This window comes from Mesorhizobium sp. P5_C1 (genome assembly GCF_054049815.1).
In genome coordinates, this window is the sequence record NZ_JBFULQ010000650.1 from 1 (window position 1) to 2,732 (window position 2,732).

Sequence of the window (2,732 nt, forward strand, 5' to 3'; positions counted from 1 at the left end):
GCCTATTTTGTGATACACACAAAATAGGCGGCGCGGCCCTGTCGGGCCTTAGCGCCCGCAAGCGGGCTTGAGAGATGGATGCAGACGCCCAGAAAGCAGCGGTGAAGAGCGCGTCACGGCGCTATGGCGAGGTGACGCACATCCGATTTTCGGCTGACGAGCTGGCCAACCTCAAAGCCATTGCGGAGCGAGACGGCGTTACCGTCAGCGAGGTCGTCCGGCGTCTCGTGCGGGCAGAGGTCGGGCATCTGCCTATTGCGTCAGAGGCGTTKCGGCCGGCGATCGTGGACATGACCGATCAGCTGCGGCGCGTCGGCGTCAATTTCAATCAAGCCGTGCGCGCCATAAACGACGGCCGTGTTGCCCATGATGAGGATCTTGAGCAGGCGTTGATCGCCGTGGGCGACCTGGTGCGGCAGTTCCGCGACGAACTGAAGGCGATGACTGGCGGGTCCCGCAAGGCGAGGGAGGCCAGGCCTTGAGCGGTCGTCTTGCTGGCTACGCKGCCGAAATCGAACGCTATCTTCGAGGCGGGTCCGGCGTGAAGCGCGAGGACCTGGACGACAAGTCAGTGACGGGCGCCGGACGCGCGGCCAGCGAATTTCAGGCGATGAAGAGTTATGAGCTGACCGGTGGCGGCGGACGCCTCGGGCAAGGACAAGCCGGCTCGACAGTAAGTGGCGGCAGGAGCGCCCCTCGTTCTTCGCCGGGAGGGTTGGGGACGGCGGGAAGCTCCATGTCCAGCAGGGCATCGAAGTCCGCGGCGGCTGCGCGCTCGCCAAACGCCACTAGCGCGCCGATCATGGTCTATGGCGCCACGCTCGCCGGTTTCCGGCCGGAAGAGGAGGAGGAAGACTGGAAGCGGCGCGGGGGCGGCGGCCGTGGCCGTGGTGCTGTTCGTCCGAGCGGTACAGGGCGAGCAGCGCGGGCGGGCTATCAGGCGCGGGCCGTGGCGGCACGGGCAGGCTATGCGGCGGGTGCGCAGCCTGCCGTGTTTAAAGTCATGCCCAATCCTCCGTCGGCCAAGGAAGCCGCCGCTCGGCTGCTTAACTACATCGGGAAGCGCGAGGACGAAAAAGGCGAGAAACACGACATCGAGATTTTTGACGAGGACGGGCAGGTCCTTGCGACAGGCGGCGCACGAAAAGCGTTTCTGGAGACGTTTTGCGAGACGTTCGAACCGCCCCTGGAAAACACCAATTTTATCGAGGTTCGTTTCGAGCTCGCCGGCGAGGTTACCGATTCCGCCTTGAGCGAGGCGTTGAACAAGGCCTTCGGCGCAAAACCGTTCATCTATGCGCAGGATGGTCAGGCGGTGGAGGTATACGCGCACACCGATGAGCGGGCGGGGCCGCTTGCCAAGGTGCTTGCCGGCGGCCGGGAGAATTCGCGCAGCAAGGCGCTCGACAAGATCGAGGCGCGCTTGTCGGAAGCGATGGGCGCCGCTGGCGTGGTCGCCAAGGCAGAGGTAACGGCGGCCGTCAGCCGTGAACCCAAAGCGAAATACTTTTTGCAAAAGTTTATCCGCACCCACAGCCAGGTCCGCCACGCAAATGGCGAGCCCGTGCCCGGGGCGAAGAATGCCACCAAGGCGGCGGCTTCGGTCTACGAACAATGGCGCCCACAGTTTTCGGGGCGTGAACGCCGCAATGCCTATCACCTGCTTTTCTCGGCAAAGGCCGGCACCGATGCCAACGCCGTCATAGCTGCGGCGCGCGCCGTGATGGAGGAGCGAGCGCCAGGATACAAGTTCGTCCTGGCGCATCACAAAGACACCAAGCACGTCCATATCCACGCGATGGTGCAGGCGCGCTCTGCCGACGGCGAGCGCCTGAAATTCTATAAGCCAGATCTGGTCGCCTGGCGCGAGACCTTTGCGGAAAAAGCACGCGAGAACGGCATTGCGATGGTGGCGACGCGACGCATGGATCATGCGATGACGCGGCCATTCACGAAGGAGCATGCCGGAGCCTACAGCCGCGCCCAGAGCGATCCGCGCTACCAGGTCAGCGCCAGGACGATCGAGCGGGTGGAGGCCAAGCGGCAACGCCGTATCGATGGGCAATCCCTTGTCGTGAACGGCGATGCAATCGCTGCCGCATGGCAAAAGACTGTGACGACGATGCGAACCGCAGGCATAGTCGGTCAGGCTCTCACGGCAGCGGAATCGATCGGCAACAATTTTCTGCAGTTCCGTCATAGGACAGGGGAGGGGCAGCCTGCCGCGGGTCGCGGAGCTGATCAATCGGGGCAGAAGTCTTTCCTGTCCAATCCCGGTATGAGAGAATTGAATGCACTGATAGGAGATTTGAACGTGGCGCAAACCCCCTTGGAAATGCGGCGTCAGATGGCCCGCGTCAATCAGGCTCTGGACAACATGCGCGAGACGCTGCCTCCGGCGCATCAGGGACAGTTCGAACAGTATCGGGAAGAGGTCAACGACAAGATGCACGACCGTCTCGCGCGGCTGCAATTCGAGCGGCAGCAGCAGCGTCGTGGTGGTGGCGGTGAGGAGCCAATCCCCGAGCGCGAGGCGCGAGGGCGAGACCTCCCAACTCGGGACGATCCCCGCGAGCCGATTGAGCCGCGTACAGGCGCCGAGCAAGAGAAGGTGAGAGCCAAGCAGAAGAACGCGAACAAACAGAAGGCGCGGCAGTCGGAAGAGCAGGACCGGAAGACCCAGCGCTCAAACGATAACGACTACGAGCGTTGAACAAGGGCCGACCTAGGGT

At 63.3% G+C, this 2,732-nt stretch carries 2 protein-coding genes; both read left to right on the plus strand.

Features of this window, described 5'->3' with window-relative positions; translation table 11 throughout:
* Window positions 1-74: 74 nt before the first annotated feature.
* A complete protein-coding gene (locus ACXJ7R_RS29390) occupies window positions 75-482 on the plus strand; it encodes a hypothetical protein (protein WP_457154890.1) in 408 nt (135 codons plus the stop codon).
* Window positions 479-2,713: a relaxase/mobilization nuclease domain-containing protein gene (locus tag ACXJ7R_RS29395; RefSeq protein ID WP_457154891.1), complete on the plus strand. Its 2,235-nt coding sequence runs from the start codon at window positions 479-481 to the stop codon at window positions 2,711-2,713. The genes ACXJ7R_RS29390 and ACXJ7R_RS29395 overlap by 4 nt, the downstream gene beginning before the upstream one ends.
* Window positions 2,714-2,732: the final 19 nt, after the last annotated feature.